General features: G+C 47.2%; 17 protein-coding genes. 9 read left to right on the forward strand and 8 right to left on the reverse strand.

The features are described 5' to 3' along the window. The first annotated feature begins 259 nt into the window (after positions 1-259). Both K4A83_RS07495 and K4A83_RS07500 read left to right on the forward strand, forming a co-directional pair. Positions 260-2,149: a two-component system response regulator gene (locus tag K4A83_RS07495; protein ID WP_265263848.1), complete on the forward strand. Its 1,890-nt coding sequence runs from the start codon at positions 260-262 to the stop codon at positions 2,147-2,149. Positions 2,150-2,277: 128 nt separating this feature from the next. Continuing rightward, positions 2,278-2,991, forward strand: a complete 714-nt coding sequence (locus tag K4A83_RS07500) for a pentapeptide repeat-containing protein (RefSeq protein WP_017302938.1) — start codon at positions 2,278-2,280, stop codon at positions 2,989-2,991. 142 nt (positions 2,992-3,133) lie between these two features. Here K4A83_RS07500 and xth read toward each other — a convergent pair whose 3' ends face one another. The 8 genes from xth to K4A83_RS07540 form a co-directional block, all read right to left on the reverse strand. Beyond that, on the reverse strand, positions 3,134-3,922 hold the full coding sequence (gene xth / locus K4A83_RS07505) for an exodeoxyribonuclease III (RefSeq protein ID WP_265263849.1): 789 nt from the start codon (positions 3,920-3,922) through the stop codon (positions 3,134-3,136). Between the two features lie 3 nt (positions 3,923-3,925). Beyond that, positions 3,926-4,450, reverse strand: coding sequence for a tetratricopeptide repeat protein (locus K4A83_RS07510; RefSeq protein ID WP_265263851.1), 525 nt, complete (start codon positions 4,448-4,450; stop codon positions 3,926-3,928). Between the two features lie 246 nt (positions 4,451-4,696). Then, positions 4,697-6,100: an aspartate ammonia-lyase gene (locus K4A83_RS07515; RefSeq protein ID WP_265263852.1), complete on the reverse strand. Its 1,404-nt coding sequence runs from the start codon at positions 6,098-6,100 to the stop codon at positions 4,697-4,699. A 27-nt stretch (positions 6,101-6,127) separates the two neighbouring features. Next, positions 6,128-7,315 carry a hormogonium polysaccharide biosynthesis glycosyltransferase HpsP gene (hpsP, locus tag K4A83_RS07520; RefSeq protein WP_265263853.1) on the reverse strand — a complete coding sequence of 396 codons (1,188 nt, stop codon included), beginning with the start codon at positions 7,313-7,315 and terminating at the stop codon, positions 6,128-6,130. Positions 7,316-7,462: 147 nt separating this feature from the next. Next, positions 7,463-8,638 carry a hormogonium polysaccharide biosynthesis glycosyltransferase HpsO gene (gene hpsO / locus K4A83_RS07525; RefSeq protein ID WP_265263854.1) on the reverse strand — a complete coding sequence of 392 codons (1,176 nt, stop codon included), beginning with the start codon at positions 8,636-8,638 and terminating at the stop codon, positions 7,463-7,465. A gap of 115 nt (positions 8,639-8,753) precedes the next feature. Continuing rightward, positions 8,754-9,776 carry a hormogonium polysaccharide biosynthesis glycosyltransferase HpsN gene (gene hpsN, locus K4A83_RS07530; protein ID WP_265263855.1) on the reverse strand — a complete coding sequence of 341 codons (1,023 nt, stop codon included), beginning with the start codon at positions 9,774-9,776 and terminating at the stop codon, positions 8,754-8,756. A 160-nt stretch (positions 9,777-9,936) separates the two neighbouring features. After that, positions 9,937-11,658, reverse strand: coding sequence for a hormogonium polysaccharide biosynthesis protein HpsL (gene hpsL, locus K4A83_RS07535; protein ID WP_265263856.1), 1,722 nt, complete (start codon positions 11,656-11,658; stop codon positions 9,937-9,939). A gap of 84 nt (positions 11,659-11,742) precedes the next feature. After that, positions 11,743-13,251, reverse strand: a complete 1,509-nt coding sequence (locus tag K4A83_RS07540; RefSeq protein ID WP_265263857.1) for a DNA phosphorothioation system restriction enzyme — start codon at positions 13,249-13,251, stop codon at positions 11,743-11,745. A gap of 193 nt (positions 13,252-13,444) precedes the next feature. Between K4A83_RS07540 and nadA the strand changes: the two genes are divergently transcribed. The 7 genes from nadA (at position 13,445) to K4A83_RS07575 (ending at position 19,053) form a co-directional block, all read left to right on the forward strand. Next, complete coding sequence (gene nadA / locus K4A83_RS07545; RefSeq protein WP_265263859.1) at positions 13,445-14,401, forward strand: quinolinate synthase NadA; 957 nt, start codon at positions 13,445-13,447, stop codon at positions 14,399-14,401. A gap of 89 nt (positions 14,402-14,490) precedes the next feature. Then, complete coding sequence (locus K4A83_RS07550; RefSeq protein WP_265263860.1) at positions 14,491-14,685, forward strand: DUF4089 domain-containing protein; 195 nt, start codon at positions 14,491-14,493, stop codon at positions 14,683-14,685. Beyond that, entirely contained in the window at positions 14,682-16,082 is a 1,401-nt protein-coding gene (locus K4A83_RS07555; RefSeq protein WP_265263861.1) for an AtzE family amidohydrolase, read from the forward strand. The genes K4A83_RS07550 and K4A83_RS07555 overlap by 4 nt, the downstream gene beginning before the upstream one ends. 116 nt (positions 16,083-16,198) lie before the next feature. Then, positions 16,199-16,333 carry a hypothetical protein gene (locus K4A83_RS07560; protein ID WP_265263862.1) on the forward strand — a complete coding sequence of 45 codons (135 nt, stop codon included), beginning with the start codon at positions 16,199-16,201 and terminating at the stop codon, positions 16,331-16,333. 207 nt (positions 16,334-16,540) lie between these two features. Further along, positions 16,541-17,422: a GGDEF domain-containing protein gene (locus K4A83_RS07565; protein WP_265263863.1), complete on the forward strand. Its 882-nt coding sequence runs from the start codon at positions 16,541-16,543 to the stop codon at positions 17,420-17,422. A gap of 304 nt (positions 17,423-17,726) precedes the next feature. Continuing rightward, positions 17,727-17,972, forward strand: coding sequence for a photosystem I iron-sulfur center protein PsaC (gene psaC, locus K4A83_RS07570; RefSeq protein WP_012307203.1), 246 nt, complete (start codon positions 17,727-17,729; stop codon positions 17,970-17,972). A gap of 187 nt (positions 17,973-18,159) precedes the next feature. Next, positions 18,160-19,053: a hypothetical protein gene (locus K4A83_RS07575; RefSeq protein WP_265263868.1), complete on the forward strand. Its 894-nt coding sequence runs from the start codon at positions 18,160-18,162 to the stop codon at positions 19,051-19,053. Positions 19,054-19,099 lie beyond the last annotated feature (46 nt).

Consider the following 19,099-nt stretch of genomic DNA (forward strand, 5'->3'; position numbering starts at 1 on the left):
ACTTTACAGGGGCGTTGTCCAACGCCCTTGTTTTTTTTTATGTTCTAGTTGCCAGTCCCTTGAACAAGGTCGCGACAATTGCCGATCTGTTCTCTACTTTTCCAGATGATCCCCCAATACTCTCACCAAGATTTTCACAAACTTTCCATACTCTGTAAGGTAATCAATGTTACTGTGTATCAAAAGAGACTTGATATTTCATAAAAGTTAACGTTTTAATAGAACCACGACTGAAATGTTAAGTCTTTATTAAAAAAATATGGTTAGTTCCCTTATTCGTGCATTTCCTTCTCAGGTGACTTCCTCAATCTCCAATTCCCAGCGCGATATTTTAATTGTTGATGACACGCCAGAAAACCTCCGTCTGCTCTCTCAGATGCTCATGCAGCATGGGTATAACGTGCGCAAGGCGAGAAATGGGAAGATGGCACTCATGGCCGTTGAGACAATGCTTCCTGACATCATCCTCTTAGACATCATGATGCCCAATATGGACGGTTATGAAGTCTGTCAACAGTTAAAAGCCAATCCGAACACGGCTCAAATTCCTGTAGTGTTCCTCAGTGCCTTAGATGAGGTGATGGATAAAGTCAACGCTTTTAAAGTAGGTGGTGCTGATTATATCACTAAACCATTTCAAATCGAAGAAGTATTAACCCGAGTTGAGCATCAACTGTCCTTGAAACAAGCTCAAGAGGAAATTCGGCAACTTAACAGCCAGTTAGAAGAACGAGTGCAGGAACGCACCCAACAACTACAGACAGTTGTCCATGAACTAGAACTGGAAATTCAGCAACGGAAACAGGCTGAACACCAGTTACTAGAGATGGCACTCCATGACGCACTCACAGGCTTACCAAATCGGGTGTTATTAGCCCAGCGTTTGCAAAATACGATTACTCGGGCATCGTTAGATCCAGACTATCATTTTGCGGTGTTGTTTTTAGATTGCGATCGCTTCAAAGTAATCAACGACTCCCTCGGCCATCGTGTGGGGGATCAATTATTAGTCGCCTTAGCCAGTCGAATTCAAACCCAGTTACAACCACAAGACACCCTAGCTCGTTTAGGAGGGGATGAATTTGCCATTATCTTAGGCAACAGTCCCGACCTCAAGCACGCCACCCAAGTCGCCCAAAACATCCTAGAATCCCTTGACCATCCCTTTCAACTCCAAGAATGCGAAGTGTTCACCAACGTCAGTATTGGCATCGTGTTTGGGGATTCTTACCGCACCCTCCACGAACGCAACGCCGACCAACCGGAACACCTACTGCGGGACGCAGATAACGCCATGTATCGGGCCAAGGAAGGGGGACGGGGAACCTATCACGTCTTTGACCCCACCATGCACCAGATGGCCCTAGAACGCCTCAACCTAGAAACCGAACTCCGTTATGCCCTAAACCGCCATGAATTCCTCCTGCACTATCAACCTATTGTTCACCTGAAAACCGGGAAAATTCAGGGCTTCGAGGCCTTGATTCGTTGGAATAGCCCCACCCGGGGCTTAGTTTCCCCTTCCCAATTTATTCCCGTCACCGAAGAAACGGGGTTAATTGTCCCCTTGGGGCAATGGGTGTTAAAAGAAGCTTGTTCTCAACTACGAGAATGGCAAAAACTGGGGTTAGTGGATGACAGTATGAGTGTTAGTGTGAACTTGACCGCCCATCAATTCACACAAGTAGACTTTTGTCAACAACTGGATCAAATTTTAGCGGAAACGAGACTTTCTCCCCATCACCTCAAACTAGAGATCACCGAAAGCACGATCATGGATAATCAGCGTTCGGCGCAAAGCATCTTACAGCAACTCAAATCCCGGCATATTTCCTTAAGTATTGATGATTTCGGCACAGGATACTCCTCCCTGAGTTATCTTCACGCCTTCCCGGTGGACATTCTCAAAGTAGATCGCTCCTTTGTCCAGTCCCTTGATGGTAGCCGGGAGAATCTAGGTCTAATTCCCGCCATTTTCAGTATTACCCAAGCTATGGGAATGTCGGCGATCGCCGAAGGCATCGAAACCGCCATTCAACTGGCTCAACTGCGCCATTTAAACTATGAATTTGGACAAGGCTATTTTTTCTCCAAACCCTTACCCAGTGAGGCTGTCGTAGAACTTTTAAAAACAGATCCCCAATGGTAGAGTCTGAATTTGTCCTGATGGCGAGACTTTCTTTTAGAATAGGGGAGCGGTTCTCAGGGAGGACAGAATCACCGTCCCTAATCCTGCTAGAATGCAAATTGACCAAGCACCTGACCCCTTAAAACACGATGGTTGATCAAAACGGAGACATCGAAAGACTACTAGAAACGAAAAAATGCCAAGGCGGGGATCTCAGTCACGCAAATTTAAGCAACTTGGATCTCAGTGGGGCGGATCTCAGTGGGGCGACGCTGTTCTGCACCAACCTGAGTGGGGCTAACCTGAGTGGGGCCAACTTGAGTGGGGCGGATCTCAGTTATGCCAACTGTGTCAATACAGACCTCACCCGGGCCAACATCAGAGGGGCTGATGCGAAAGGAATTAACTTGTTTGATGCTAACCTCAACGGCACTAATTTAAGCGGGACAGATTTAACGTTTGCTAATCTCGTTAATGCCAGTTTAAGTGAAGCTAACTTACGCGCCGTTAAGCTAGTGGGAGCGAACTTAATTGGGGCAAAACTGAACAGTGCTAACCTCAGCAGTGCCGACCTCGGAGGAGCAAATCTCAGCACCGCAAATCTGGTGGCGGCTAAACTGTTGAGTACAGATTTAAGTGAGGCCAAATTAGTCCGATCTGATTTAAGTGATGCGGATTTGGTGGGGGCTAACTTAACCGATGCGAACCTCTCCAACGCGAATCTCCTCAATACCAATATGGCGAGCGCTTTATTGATTGGGTCTTACTTGGTGGGGGCGAATTTAATTGGCACTCATTTAGAAAATGCCAAGTTAGATGGAGCGATTGGGATTACAACGGAAGGACAATTAGTGGTTCGTTAGATCAAGCCTGAAATTGCTTTTGTTGGGGTGAACTTCTGTTCCCCCGATTATGATTGGGTCGGGGTAATTCATAAATTACCCCGGTTTTTTTGGGGGGTAATTCTTCAATTCAAGGGGATTGACAGACCCCGAATTGTCCTGATCACCACTCAACAATCACGGGAGTATGATCACTGGGTTTTTCTAACTTGCGGGGTTCAATATCAATGGTACAAGCTACAGCTTTTTCGTACAGTTTCGGCGTTAAATAATGGTGATCAATCCGCCATCCCCGATTTCGACTAAATCCCCCCTGACGATAATCCCACCAGCTAAAGTATCCGGTTTCTGAATTAAACTTGCGGAAGGCATCTTTTAAGCCTAAGGCGAGAACATTTTCTAGGGCTTCTCGTTCCATAGGGGAGGACATAATATGTTTTTCTTTGCCTTTGGGGTTGTAAATATCCCGATCGTCTAAGGCAATATTAAAGTCACCACAGACACAAAGTTCTGTGTTTTTCTCCTTGACAAAATGGGCTAAATAGTCTCTTAAAGTGGCAAGCCAACGCAATTTATATTCATATTTATCACTATCTAAAGCCGCACCATTGGGAACGTAGAGATTAACAATTCTTACCGCTCCGAGTTGACCGCTAATCACTCGTTTTTGTTCGTCTAATTCTGTGGCAAGCTGACGGTTGAGAATGCTAGAAAATCCTATTTTGATATCGGTTAAAGGGGTTCGACTGGCAATGGCAACACCGTTATAGGATTTTTGTCCAGAAATGGCAAGGGAGTAGCCTATTTCCTCAAAGGGTTCTCGGGGAAAGTCGGAGTCAATGACTTTGGTTTCTTGTAAACATAAAACGTCAACGGGATTCTGTTTTAACCAATCGATAACAATACTGAGACGACTCCGAATTGAGTTAACATTCCAGGTGGCTATTTTCATTTTTTAAACTTGTCCGGTGATGGCAAAACCGAGGAGAATTAAGAGAATGAGGATTAAGGCTAAAGCGACGAAGTTGTTGTCTTGGCGGTTAATTAAACTGGGATCAATGGGTTCTGGTTCAACTTTTTTGACTTTTCTCCGGGGTTTTTCTTGCAGGGGAACATAGCGATTATCGGGTTTACTGTCTTCGATGTTGCGGAGATCGGGAATTTGGGTCATCCATTCTGGAGGACGCTTTAAGGCGGGTGCTTTGATGATGTAGAGGAGGCGTTTGGCTTGTTTGCTGGTTTCTGGGAAGGGGTGACGGAGGAGTTTTTCACAAAGTGCGATCGCCTTTTCCTCTTCATTGGCCGCTTGATAGGCTGTGACGAGCCAAATCTGCGCCTCTCCCCCTACCCGAGAAGTCCCTCTCACTAAGCGACAGGCCGCCTCTAAGGCTTCGATACTAGCACGGTAAAGACCGCGTTCAAAGGCAACTTTTCCCGCTTGATATTGTTTTTGAAAGGCTTCTTGTTCTTCTAGATTCACGTTTTCAGAGGTAATACTGGATACTTGTTTGTTGGGTTGCGCTGGCGCTCCACCCAACCTACAGATATTGTCTTGTTGGGTTGCGCTGGCGCTCCACCCAACCTACAGATATTGTCTTGTTGGGTTGCGCTGGCGCTTCACCCAACCTACAGAGCGCGAAACAATTAACAATTATTGATTATTAATTGTCTTGTTGGGTTGCGCTGGCGCTCCACCCAACCTACAAATTGCCGTTTGCTTCTGATATTAATTCCCGGTTTCGGGTAACAAACTCATGGTTTCTAAGTCCAAGACTTGGGCTAACTCGGCTTCTCCCATTAATCCCCGTTCTAACACAATTTGCCGTAGGGATTTCCCGGTTTCGAGGGATTCTTTCGCCACGGCGGCGGCGTTCAAGTAGCCAATATGGGGATTTAAGGCCGTGACGAGGGCTAAACTCCCTTCGGCATAGGCTAAACAGCGCTCCTCTTTGGCTTCAATGCCTTGTAAACATTTCTCGCTTAAAGCGTTGATGGCGTTGCCTAAAATCTCGATACTTTGAATCAAGTCGTAGGCGATTAAGGGCATCATGACGTTTAATTCCAATTGTCCGGCTTGAGCAGCTAAGGTGATGGCGGTATCGTAGCCGATCACTTGGAAACAGACCATTGAGATCATTTCGGCCATTACCGGATTATATTTCCCGGGCATGATGGAGGAGCCGGGTTGTACGGGGGGGAGTTGAATCTCTTTGAAGCCTGTTTTGGGGCCCGAGTCCATTAAACGCAAATCATGGGAGATTTTGATCATATCTTGGGCGAGATTGCGTAGGGTGCCAGAAACGGCGACAAAGGGGGCCATACTCTGCATGGCCGCCATGAGGTGGGGGGCGCTGTGTAGGGGTTGATCAATGAGTTCTGAGAGTAATTCGGCGACGCGGAAACGATAGTCGGGATGGGTGTTTAATCCTGTTCCGGCGGCGCTTCCCCCTAACCCTAACACGGACAAATCCTCGGCGGCGAGTTTAACCCGTCGGGCGTGATCGGCTAAAATTCTGGCCCAAGCGCGGAAACTTTCCCCGAGTCGCACGGGTACGGCATCCTGTAGGTGGGTGCGGCCGGATTTGACGACATCTTGGAAGGCGATCGCTTTTTCATTGAGGGCGGCGATCGCCTGATCTAAGGCCGGATAGAGGGTATGGGCGAGGGCGAGTAAGCCCCCAATCCGAATGGCTGTGGGGATCACATCGTTGGTAGACTGGCCATAGTTAACATGATCATTGGGGCTAACACGCTGATAATTGCCTTTACTGTCGCCCAATATTTCTAAGGCTCGGTTGGCCAACACTTCGTTAATGTTCATATGGTGGGAGGTACCGGCTCCGGCTTGGTAAACATCCACCACAAATTGATCCCGTAAGTTCCCCTGTAATATCTCATCGGTGGCTTGGACAATGGCCTGACTAATCTCTGGGGGGATGCAGCCTAATTCCCCGTTGGCGATGGCGGTGGCCTTTTTAATCAGTAAACAAGCGTCTACATAGGTGGGGAGGGGTTTTAGTCCACTAATGGGGAAATTTTCCACCGCCCGTAAGGTTTGAATGCCATAGTAGACGGTACTGGGAATTTGACGTTCTCCCATTGAGTCGCGTTCAATGCGGTAGTCACTCATCACACACTCCTGTTGTGTTTTCCTGTATTATCGCCGTTCGCGGGTGTTGATGATCTCACGGTAGACCTGGATCATCTGTTGTGCGATCGCCTGCCAACTATACTCCGACTGTGCCAAATTACGGGCATTTACCCCCCGTTGTTTTAATCTTTCAGCCTCCCCTAGCGCGTCTTTCAAGCCCTCATAGACCGACTCAACCTCACAAGTTGTCACCCAGCCCGCTTCTGCGCCTGCTATGGCCTCCCAAATATGCACTTGATCGGAAATTAAAACCGGAGTTCCCGCTAACATTGCCTCCGCTACCGCAATGCCGAAATTCTCGTAGTAAGAAGGGAGGACAAATAAATCCGCATCTTGGAGTAACGCTAACTTATCCACACCCCCCACAAACCCAGTTATGGTGCTAGTTTCAGCTAGATGGAACGAGTGGAGGCGATCGCGCACACTTTGTTCAAACTCCGGATCTTGCGGATTAGCCCCCGCCAAGACAAAATGAAACCCAATCCCCTCCTCCTGCAACTTCGCCAACGCCGGAAACAACAAATCAAACCCCTTCTTCGGATCCAAACGCGACATAAACAAAATTAACAGCTTATCCGCCGGAATTCCCCAATCCCGACGCGCCTTTCCTCGCTCCGGTAACTCCCCCTTTAACTCCACCCCCAACGGAATTACAATATCCTTCGTCTTTACCCCAAACCGTTCCGAAATCTTCGCCTCCTGTTCACTCGTAAAATGCACCCCCGCCGCCCCCGCCAGATTAGGCTTTTCTAACCAATTTCCGTATAACTTTTTAACCTGTTTTTTCTTCCGTAAATCCGCCGGATCCAACGTTCCCAACGGACGTAAAATATAGGGCAACCCCTGCCACCGTGCCACCATTGCCGCCGTCGTACTTACCGGAGAAAATAGCGCATGAATATGAGCTAAATCATACTCTTTTCCCTGCTTCCTTAACCAATTGAGCAACCCCAAAGAAAACTTATAACGCCGGAAAGGAGAACAGCGAAAATAGCGGATAGAATAACCATCCTCAAACACAGGTTCATTCAACGGCACATCTAACGGCGGTTGTCCCACATCCCCATTAGAATTAGTAGTAATAATCTCCACCTCCACCCCTTCTTTCACCAAGGCCGCCGACAATCCCCGCACCATTTGACTCGGCCCCCCATACACCAAAGAAACCGAAGGAATCACTTGTAAAATTTTCATTGTTTTTCCCGCTCTCGCCCCCATAATATAATAAAAACAACTAAGAAACCCTCATCGCTTGTCGAGCTAAATCAATCAGTTTATCAGGATAATCTTGATGAAAAGCACTTAAAAATTAACAGTATTTTTCCAATGTGAACTAATCCCTTAAGATTCATGGCAAATACTCTCATAAAACTTCAGTTGTTCCTGAGCAATGGCATGATTAGTATATTTTTCCATTGCCCGTTCATAGCCCTTTTGACCCAACTCCGCCCGTAATTCTTCAGAGATTAAAACCTTCTCCAAACAATCTTTAAGCCCCTCAACATTGCCCTCTGGAAAAACTAATCCCGCCTCCCCAATCACATAGGGAATTTCCCCCGAATCTGAACCAATAACAGGCACCTTACAAGCCATTGCCTCAATTAAAACATGACCAAACTGTTCCTTCCACCCCGCCGCCGTCAGCGTTTTAAACTTATACGTCGTCTCCGAAGGCAACACCAACGTATCCATCACATTAATATAATTTGTCACCTCATCATGGGGAACACTTTCCACCATAATTAGGCGATCTTTAATCCCTGCCTCCTGTGCCTTTTCTTCAATCGTTGCCTGTAACACCCCTCGCCCTAAGAGCAAAAACTTCCAATCATATTGTTGTAATTCTGTCAAGGCTTTTAATAAGGTTAAAATGCCTTTTTCTTCCACAAATCGCCCCACAAAACCAATCACCACCTCACCCGGTTTAATCCCCAGTTTTTCCTTTAACTCCGGTTGAGGTTTTGGGGCAAATAAGCCCTCATCTACCCCTAACTGGGGTAATACCTTAATCGCCTTAGTATAGCCATGATCTCGCAGGATATCCGCCCCATCTTGATTCCCCACAATTGCCCCATCGGTTTGGCTAATATTATACTTTTCTAACAAGGAAATGGGGAACTTATTAGTATAGGGCAAATTCCACCAAGTAAAGAAAAAATTTTTAGCCTTCAGACCTAATAACTTATTCAACGTAATCAATTCTGCATAGCCGATAGACTTCGCCCCTTGTTCCACCTGAATAACTTGGGGTTTAAATGACTTTAAAATTCCGATAACTTCTGGCTTAAAGCTCAAAATCCCCTGATTATTTTCACTAAAATTCCCCACGGGAACAATTCTAAAATTTCCTTCTGTTTTCGCTTGCGGTTCAATAATTTTATTTTGCACTCCACCCGGTCGCCAACGTTTCGGCACAATAACCATCACCTCTATACTGGGGTCTAAATTAGCCAACACCCGTAATTTTTCACAGTTTAAATCAACGATATAGGTATGACTTGCAACTAAAATTCTCATTGTAAAAATGGGTAACGTTTAAGAAACAAACCAGAAGACAAGGCTTAGATTGAGGGCGAAAGGTAGCCAAGCCGGAAAAATGCCCCTGATGAGTTAGGATGCCGTGGGGATTTATTTATGACCCTACTGCTTCAGGATTCCGTGTAGTTTCCGGGGGAGGGGAAACAAACCAAGGGTCTTGGCGGGAGTATATTTGTCCCTTATTCCAAATTGATTTGATGCGAGTTTTAACGGCATCCAAAAAACCGAGACTATAGAACACACCTCGGCTAACAATTTTTATCGGCGAGCCACTTTTATTACAGGGGGGATTTCCTAAGACATGACAATCAAACAACTTGGCATATAAACGCAATTGTTGCCCGAGAGTTAAATTCTTTTGCGCCATTAGAAAGTGATTGTGGTAGAACGTGATTTGATATTTAAGCGATCGCGTGGCAATATCATGACAGCCTCCCGTTTCCTCCCCCAAATGGACTAAATGCGCCTCCGGGTCGTACCAAATCTGATATCCTGTTCTGCGTAAACGGAGGCAAAAATCCGACTCTTCCCGCACCGCAGACCCACGAAAACGCTCATCAAACCATACCCCATGCTGCGTGAAAATCTCCCGACGATAGGACATATTGCACCCCCGGGCAGAAATCACCCGTTGCGCCTTCGTCGTGTGGACTAAATCAATGTGATACCAGGCAATACCGGGGTCCATCGCTTGTGGGGGCAAGTCCTCAATAGTCAACTCTCCCCCCGAATCTCCCAACTTCATGCGGTCAAACACCCGCCCCGCTACTGCCCCCACTTCAGGCCGTGCATAATTGCGGGCATGGGCTTTTAAGTACCCTGTTTCCATGCGAATATCATCATCAATAAACACCACAATCTCCCCCGTGCAGCGTCTGACGGCATAATTGCGCGCCCCCGGCAAACTCGCCCAACTCAGACGAAACCACTGGATTTTCCCTGTATTAGCCAAGGATTGGAGGAAATCCTGCACCTCTGGGGTATGAGTTGCGGTTTGGTCTACCACCAAGATTTCAAAATCAGGATAATCTTGTTGGAGAACATCCTGTAGGGTGTCAATTAACGGGGTTTCCCGGTTATATGTGGGGATGACAACTGAAATTTTAGGAGAGTTCATAGAAATTTGATCTGTTTTCTCAACCAAGATTTTAGCCCAATGAAGAGCCAGACATACAAACTTGATAAAATTATCGTAACAACGAGGGTTAAACTTAAACCGCTTCCTAAATATGGTTAATGCTTTGGCTTGATCAATCCATTCAACTCTCAGGTTAGAATTATGGTGTTTGAATATCTTTTAAAAATCTCTCTTTTTTCCGTTTTTCAGCCTGTAACAGTAATTCAAGTTCTTGTTCCTGCAATGCTTTCAATCTAGCTCTTTCTTCCTTATCAATTATAGGAGCTTTGATTACAATTCCCGCAAAAAACCAGTAATAAACGCAGACCGGATCTGTATCTAAAGGATACCAGTAGGGAAAGATTGTAATAATCAAAATAAACACCCAAAAACTAGAGCCAAAACTCCTGATTACAGGGTCTTTACAGGCTCGATAGGATTTGAATGTCACCCAAGTTAGAGTGAAGAGGAAAAACATATAGGCAAAAAGTCCAATCCAACCCATTTCATACAGTATTTTAGGATGATAGGTTTCGACTAATTCGGCACGACCAAAGACCCGAGTTGAATTGGTTGCTGTACCCATCCCGCGACCGAGAAAACCACGCTGTTGGTTCATTGCCCAATGAAATTGTTCAATAATAAATTCTTGAGGAGGAGACGCTTCAGCACGGCTTTCAAAGCTGGCGAGTCTTTCTTCTACTAACTCAGGATTAAGTGTAATACCAATGCTTAAAACAACCGCTAAACCTAAAGCAATGGGTAAGAATTTTTTAATTTGTGCAACTTGCCCCGTTAAAACTAACAAAACAACTGTAACAACTGGTACTAAAGCAAGGGCAATTCTTTGTCCAGAGATCACCGAGTTTACAAAGACTAAAGCCATAGATAGTAAACCGATAATTTTCCAGATGAGTGAGGGATCAGAAAAAGCGGTTGTGAAGGAGATGGCACTATTAGAAATTAAAAACCATGCCCAGTGCCAAGGAGAGGGTAAAGTACCCGGTAGGCGAATTTGAGCTTGTTGGGGACTGTAGGTTAATGATCCTCCTATTAAGCATTTAGCATCAATACTAGCCTTGAACAAATCTGCACCTACAGCATTGCGTGTACCTTCACAAATACCCAAATAAAGCATCATGTATTGTACTACACCTAAAGCACAACAGACAATAGCCAAGATTACATGAAGGCGACCAACCCATAGCATTTCTTTTTTGTTGGTTACTAAATAGTAGGTGCAGAAAATAAGTGGCACATAACCGAGGAAAACTTTGATGCCTAAAATACCTTGAGCCAAGGGAATTCCATCTCGACAAACCATCCCTTGTCCCCCTCTGGGTAAACTATCACAGGGAGGGCTGAACTGCATCGCTCCATTCACTACTAATAAGGTTAAAATACAACAAACAAAAACAAATAATAAAGGTTTAACTAATTCCTTAGAGACAAAAATTGATTTTTTCTCTTTTTTTGCGGCTTGCACTAAGCCAATACAGGCTGGAATATAGAAGGCATCTTTTGCTAAAGCAAATATGGCGTTTCCTCCCATGATTTGATATTGAACTGTACCACTAAAAGGAGTATAAATTACGAAAAACCAAAGAGCAGCACGAGGATAAACATAAGAAATATAAAGAGTTGGAATACCAGCCCCCATAACTATCCCAAGCTTGGGATCTAAAATTAAAGAAAGGGGAACGCCAAAAACAATAAAACAAGCTACACTAACGCCAATGGTTTTCATCAGTTTGTCTTTAGCTTGCTTGGCTTTGCGCTTTTGTGCGGCTTTTTCTTTGGGGTCAAGAACAATTTGATTAGCTGGCTTTTTGCCTTTTTTATTTTGGGGCTTTTTCTTCTTTTTGGCTTTCTGTTTGGGCATAGTTCAGAGGGAGGGAACAATTTTTTCTCAGTATAGCCTTGTCTTTTTGGGGTGTCTCGTGCAGGTCTAGGATTTGCAGGAGGGTTAAAGTTCGTACCTTTCTTGGAGGTGGCGAAATTGGCTGAGGGCTTCTGGGGCGTTGTCGGCGAGTTGGGCGAATTCGAGGAAACGGACTAATTCTTTTTTTAGTAGGGTGCGTTCTACTTCCCAAGTGTCTCGTTCGAGTTGGGGGGGAAGTACAATCATGTCGAAGAGGGTGGCTTGTTGTTTGCTGGGGTGAGGTCGTAAAATGCGCCCGCGACGTTGGATGAATTGGCGGGGATTGCCTGTGCTGGCGAGGATGACGGCGTGTTGGATGGCGGGAATGTCTACGCCTTCATCAAGGCAGCGAATGGCGACTAGGCCTTGTAGTTCGCCTTGTTCAAATTGTTGACGGATTTTTTCTCGTTCAATGAGGGGGGTTTCTGCGGTGTAGGTGTTGACGCGATAACCGAGTTGGTGGCCAAGGAGACGGGTGACGGCGGCGATTTGACGGCGATCGCATTTAGAAATTCCCTGTACTGAACCATCTCCACAATAAAACAGGGTGTGGCTGGTGTGCAAACGATTAGCCATTAAGGTCTGCAAGGCGTTCAGTTTATTACTGGCTGCTCCAATGAGGCGCGATCGCTGCATGAGCAAAGCGGTTAACAGTTGTGAATTAGTGCGCTGTTCCCCGTCGGCTAATACCCAGCCAATGCGTTTGGTTAGCTTGGCATAGGCCCAAGCCTCCCCTTCCGTGAGTTCTACAAACAGGGGATGATACTGATACCGGACTAGGGCCCCCTGTTGAATGGCATCGGCAAGGCTGAATTCCGGCTCAAGAACCCCCCCAAAGTAACTAAAAAGGCATTCTGTCCCAGAATCATCAAAATAGCGTTCTGGGGTGGCGGAGAGGGCAAGGCGTAAACCAATGGTGCGGGGGAGACTTTCCTCAATTTGCGGAGAACCCAAATGATGGGCTTCATCCCCCACGATGAGGGTTTTGGGGGGAAAATACTTGACCTGAGACTGGAATCCGGGGTTGATTAAGGTGGCGTTGGTGGTGAGCAGGGTTAAAAAGGGTTGGGTTCCGACGCGAATATTGTAGAGTTGGTTGGCGAGTTGGTTTTGCCACTGATGGACGGTTTCAAAGGCCAGAATCGGCTGTAGGTTAAATTTTTCTGCTTCTTTCGCCCATTGGGTGACGAGGTGACGATAGGGACAGAGGACAATTAAAACTTGTAGCTGGATTTGTTGATAGAGTTCCGTGGCAATGGCTAGGGCGGTGATGGTTTTGCCGCTCCCGGTGGCCATTTTCAGGGTCCCTCGACCTCGATTGTGAAACCAAGATGCGATCGCCTGCCGTTGATACTCTCGTAACACCAAATCCCTCGGCATCTGGGGAACGCCCAGCCCCTCGGTCTTTTCCCCCACCTCATAGGCCGCGCCCCTCTCCCTCACCCCCGCCGGAAAACTGTACCGTTGGGCTAGAGCTTCCCAATCAATCTCAAGCCAAGGCGGGGAGGAGGTGTCTTCCGGTAAGTCCGGCAGAGGTGAAACTCGATAGCTCATGATTCGTACACAGTAATCCGTAAATAACTGAGGTTGAACAGGAATGACCCTAATCCTGACACACCATCCTTAATCTATTATCAACTCCCCGAGTGAACAGTAATCCATCCCGAGTTTACCCGATTCCTTTTTTGGTGAAATTTACTATAATTAAAGAAACCTTAACATTCACTATTCCCAAACCAGAGCCACCGTGTTTACAACCCTTAGCCCCACCCGTCCAGCCCTGCCCAACGACCTATTCAGTGCCATCAACGACCTGAAACGGGAGTTAAACGCCATTATCTTGGCGCATTATTACCAAGATGCCGACATTCAAGATATTGCCGATTACCTGGGCGATTCCTTGGGACTCTCCCGACAGGCCGCCCAAACCAATGCGGAGGTGATTGTCTTTGCGGGGGTTCACTTCATGGCAGAGACGGCCAAAATCCTCAACCCCGATAAACTGGTGTTACTCCCGGATCTCAATGCGGGGTGTTCCTTAGCCGATAGTTGCCCCGCGCCGGAATTTGCCCAATTTAAAGCCCAATACCCAGATCATTTAGTGATCTCCTATATCAACTGTTCGGCCGAGATTAAAGCCCTGAGTGATATTATCTGCACCAGTTCTAACGCGGTGAAAATTGTCCAACAAATTCCCCGAGATCAGCCCATTATCTTTGCACCGGATCGCAATTTAGGCCGTTATGTGATGGAACAAACGGGGCGGGAAATGGTGCTATGGCAGGGGAGTTGTATTGTCCATGAGACATTTTCCGAGAAGAAAATGGTGCAGTTGAAAATAGAACATCCCCAAGCTCAAATCATTGCCCACCCGGAATGTGAACCCCCCGTCTTGCGCCATGCCGATTATATTGGCTCAACTACGGCACTTTTGAACTATTGCCAAGATAGTGGGGCCGATACCTTTATTGTGGCCACGGAACCGGGGATTATTCACCAAATGCAGAAACACGCGCCCCAGAAAACGTTTATTCCTGTGCCGGGGATGAATAACTGTGCTTGTAATGAATGCCCCCACATGAGGCTAAACACCCTAGAGAAACTTTACTGGGCGATGAAAAATCGGGAACCCGAGCTTATTCTACCGGAATCGACTCGGGTCGCGGCGTTGCGTCCCATTCAACGGATGTTAGAGCTTTCCTAAGTTGTACGTTGTCTGGACAAATCTCTGCGCTCTCCTCATGGGATGGGCTATGCTGAGAGTGAGCGTCTTCAATCTCAGGGAGTTGGGTTATGAGCGAAAAGGACTCTCCGATCAATCTCAGAGAATATGTCCAGCAGGTTTCTAGCTTGATGAATTTGACTATTGCGCCAGAATATTGGCCAGGGATTATCCAAAATTTAGAACAAATGGCGGAACTTGCGCCTTTAGTGACGGAGTTTCCCCTACCCGAAGAAATCGAGTCTGTGCCTGTTTTTGAACCATGAGTTGGACAGTAGAAACGGCTGATGCGATCGCCATTGCTCACGCTATCCGCACGGAAACCGTGACGGCGGAAACCGTCGTGCGCCAAACCTTAGCGCGTATTGAGTGCTACAATGAACGGCTCAATTGTTTTACCCAAATCCTCGCCCAACAAGCCCTAGCCGATGCTCAGGAGATGGATCGGGCGATCGCCCATCACATCAAAAATATCGGTTTTCTCACCGGGGTTCCCTTTGGGGTAAAAAATCTCTTTAATATTGCCGGAGAAACCACCCTCGCCGGATCGAAAATCAACGCCAGCCACCCCCCAGCCCCCACCGATGCCACCGCCATCACCCGCCTAAAACAAGCCGGGGCGGTGTTAGTTGGCTCCCTGAATATGGATGAATATGCCTACGGTTTCGTTACAGAAAACCACCACTATGGCATCACCCGCAACCCCCACGACTTAACCCGCATTGCCGGAGGATCGTCCGGGGGCGCGGCGGCAGCTGTGGCGGCTGGTTTACTGCCCCTCGCCTTGGGATCCGATACCAACGGCTCCGTGAGGATTCCCGCCGCCTTGTGTGGGATTTATGGCTTTAAACCCACCTATGGGAGACTCTCCCGGGCTGGGATGCAGTTACTATGCAGTAGTTTGGATCATGTGGGTATTTTTGCTCGTTCCGTGCGGGATATTGCCAGCAGTTTCGACTTTTTGCAGGGAGAAGATGAACAGGATCCCGTCTGTACCCGTCATCCTCCTGAACCCCTCATGTCTCAGATTAATTTAGGTTGTCGGGGGTTAAGAATAGCGATCGCCCGGGATTATTTCCAAACCGGAGCAGATCCCGAAGCCCTCGCCGTAGTGCAACAAGTCGCCCAAGCCCTAGACGTAACCCAAGAGGTTAGTTTACCCGAATCTCACCGCGCCCAAGCCGCCGCTTTTCTGATCACAGCCGCCGAAAGTGCCAACCGTCATTTACCGAATTTGCGATCGCGCCCCCAAGACTTTGATCCCGCCACCCGAGATCGGTTTTTCGCCGGAACCCTCCTCCCCTCCCCTTGGTATATCCAATCCCAACGCTTCCGTCGTTGGTACCGGGATCAAATGCGCGAAACCTTCCGCCACCTCGACATCATCCTAGCCCCCACCACCCCCTGTGTTGCCCCACCCATTGGTCAAAAAACCATCACCATTGCCGGGCAAGAAACCCTCGTGCGCCCCAACCTAGGCCGCTTTACCCAACCCTTCTCCTTCGTCGGTTTACCCGCCCTCTCCATCCCCATCCAACGCCCCAATCAACTCCCCCTCGGCGTTCAACTCATCGCCGCCCCCTATAACGAATCCCTGATTTTACGAGTCGCCGCCACCCTTGAACGGCGGGGAGTGATTGCCGCCCCCATTGCCCCCCTTTAAATCCCGGTCAGGGTTTATACTGCTCTCAAAAACCCGTGCTAGAATCAGGGTAAATTTCCTTGATTAAAACTCCAGCACTCGCATTGATTTCTTTGTACATTCAGGAGAAAATCCCCATGAAACGGTTTTTATTGCTCTTCAGTACCCTTTTAATCGCCTCCTCTTTAGCCCTCACTGCTTGTGGTGGTGGAGAAGAAGAAGCGCCCACCCCCGAAGCTGAACCCGAAGCCACCGAATCCCCGGCTGAATAGTTAACTCGCCCTTTTTTCTGTCCCCTTGAGTAGGAACAGGGAAAATTTTCGTCCTCACCAAAAGCGAGGACAAAGATAAAGTTAACTACACTGGACTTGTCCCGGTCAAATTTTGGCCGGGATATTTGGTTTTAAAAATCCATAACTCTAGAACAAAACAGGCTTAAGTCTTGTGCTTTTTGTTCTCTTCACAAAGCACTATAATGTATGATTCTTGAACCTCCCTTGATCTTTCACTATATTGCTAGGAAGGCTTACCGCTATCTAGAACAATGCTCTGAGCGTTCCTTACTGCTCCTCTGTTCTCTTTTGCTGATTGGACTGGGCTGGCTTCATTACTCGTTCCCAGTCGATATATCTTTTTTTCTCTTTTATCTCGTCCCTGTTGCTATTGTCACTTGGTTTATTCGGGGTGAGTGGGGAATCCTATTTGGGGTGATCAGTGCGGTTTTTTGGTTGGCTTCGGATCTGAGAATTGAATTAGGAAAACACCTCAGCGCTCATCTTTGGAATATGAGTGTACGTTCTATTCAATTTGCTATTATTGTTTACTTGCTCACAGCTTTTAAGCGAGCTTATAATCTAGAAAAAACTCTAGCCCGTTTTGACACTTTAACTCAAACGGTTAACCGTTACCATTTTTTTGAACTCTTGCAGGCTCAACTCACGCTCAATCAAAAAAACTGCATTTCCTTTACTATTGCCTATATTGATTTGGATGATTTTAAACAGATTAATGATAAGTTTGGTCATCAAGTTGGAGACAACATTTTACGCAAATTTGCTCACACCATTCAGCAAAATATTCGCTCTCAAGATATTCTAGGGCGTTTAGGAGGGGATGAATTTGTCTTACTTTTACCTAATTTAAACCCGCAAGAAGCCCCAACTTTTCTAAAACGTATTCAAGGTTGCTTGACTCAGATTACCACCCCAGATCATCACAGTATTACGGTGAGTATTGGAGCAGCAACCTTTGAATGTTTTCCTACATCTTGTGATGAAGTCCTAGAATATGTAGATCAGTTGATGTATAACGTGAAAATGAGTGGAAAAAATAACATCATTTATGAAATTGTGAAGCATTAGCCCCTAATTGTTATGAGTGATAGGGGAGTAGAGGGGCAGGGGGGCGGGGGAGCAGGGGAGCAGGGGAGCAGGGGAGCAGGGGAACAATTATCAATTCCCTATTCCCTATTCCCTATTCCCTAGCCCCACGAGTAGAGTTATTCCGCAAGCCCTAGGTGAGCGTCGAGAGGGAATAACGTAACAGAGTGTTACAGATTCTTAAGGGTTGACCCACCTTTGCACTGTGAAGAATCAGAGCTAAGGTAAACTAACCGTTAAATCACTAACCCGATTTTAGGAGAACACTCACACTAGGAGTTACTCGATGTCTCATAGCGTCAAAATTTACGATACCTGTATTGGCTGCACCCAATGTGTACGGGCTTGTCCTTTGGATGTATTAGAAATGGTACCCTGGGATGGTTGTAAAGCCGGACAGATTGCTTCTTCCCCTCGGACCGAAGATTGTGTAGGGTGCAAACGTTGCGAAACCGCTTGCCCCACCGACTTCCTAAGCATTCGTGTTTACTTAGGGGCGGAAACCACCCGCAGCATGGGTCTGGCTTATTAAAACAAACTTTAAATGGTGTGCGAATTAGAGGGCAAGGGTTAAACTTGCCCTTTCTTTTTTTTACTGTTCCGGATGGGGGGTCTGAAAGGGAGGGAACAGGGAGTAAAGGCCTTGCGTCTGGAAATTTTGGTGCGATCGCCTAATTCATCGCCTACCCTACTTTTTAGTTCCCCAACTCTTTCCCATCATGAAGACTCAACCGTTACTCTCTCGTCTCGTCCTTTCAGGTTGTTTAGTGATCCTACCTGCTTTAGGAGTCCAAGCCCAAGAACCAGCCCCTCTGATTGCTCAAAGCAGCGTCTGTCAAAACTACAGCCCTGAAGCCGCCGCCCAAGAAGCCTTACTCCTCCAAATGATTAACCAAGCGCGACAACAGGAACAACGCCAAGGAGGGGGACTCGGCAACTTGCAACAGTTTTTAACCCTAGCCGAGCGTTTCTTACCCGGTGCATTAGGCGATCGCGTTAACCTCGGACAAGTGACCAGTATCCTCAATCAAATCATGAGTTGGGTCGGCGCTGATAATAGCCTCAGTCAAAGCGCACCAGACCCCGAAATGACCCGAGTCATGGAAGTAGTCAGTCGTCGTTTAGAACCCCTTTTAAGGCAATCTAGAGGCAATTTAGACCCCAAACAGGTCGTTAACATCCTAATGGATACCGCCTCAGAAGTCGGGGAGGTTAAAGCCCGGCAGCCCCAACAAGATAGCACCCTCGACTATCTCACCCGGGAGCTAGAAACCCTGCGCCGTCAATGTCGTTCTGGCGTAAGCCCTAATCGTCCCACACCCCTCCCTGCTCCTGCCCCCATCCCCTCTTCTGGCTCAGGTTTGCCCAGTTTACCCCCTCAAGCAGCCAGTCGTTCCGTTCAACTCTACACCCAAGCTTGTCAAGACCGAGGCGGTACCATTAGTTCCCACTATGAAGGAGAAGATACAGGAGAAGGTCGTTTAGAATATCGGCAAATGTTGCAATGTATCCCCGGAGCGCGGGCTTTAGATTGGGCCGACATGGAAAATGATTGTCTGGCAGCCGGGGGAGAATGGTTAGGGGAGCGTTCAGGCCCCATCTGTCGTTTCTAGGTTGACATCCTCCACCGTCCTAAACGACGGGGATTCCTAGACCTCG

It is taken from the genome of Spirulina subsalsa FACHB-351 (genome assembly GCF_026130165.1).
Taxonomy (GTDB): Bacteria; Cyanobacteriota; Cyanobacteriia; order Cyanobacteriales; family Spirulinaceae; genus Spirulina_A; species Spirulina_A subsalsa_A.